We start from the raw sequence: 281 nt of genomic DNA on the forward strand, positions 1-281 counted from the left end.
CAGTGACGGCGACGAATAAACGCCGCCTTTTGCGTTGGCGAACATCGGTACTTGCCCTGGGTCATTGCCGGAGGGTGCGAAGAAGTTCATTCCGGCTTTCAGTGCGTTGAACATCGCCATCTTGATCATCATGCTGGCGAGATCGGTCAGGACAGACTTGGCGAAGTCGTTAAAACTGGCTTTGCCTGTGGTGACAAAGTTGGCCAACATACCGGTCATGCCGTCAAATGTTCGGGTCGTAGCGTCTTTCACCTGCCCATAAACGTTACCGGCATTGGCTG

General features: G+C 53.7%; 1 protein-coding gene. It reads right to left on the minus strand.

Translation table 11 applies throughout. The features are described 5' to 3' along the window. Nucleotides 1-281: phage tail tape measure C-terminal domain-containing protein (locus J0A67_RS22925; RefSeq protein WP_206571708.1), on the minus strand; the 281-nt coding region annotated here is incomplete at both ends.

The sequence above is a fragment of the Algoriphagus aestuariicola genome (assembly GCF_017254835.1).
Taxonomy (GTDB): domain Bacteria; phylum Bacteroidota; class Bacteroidia; order Cytophagales; family Cyclobacteriaceae; genus Algoriphagus; species Algoriphagus aestuariicola.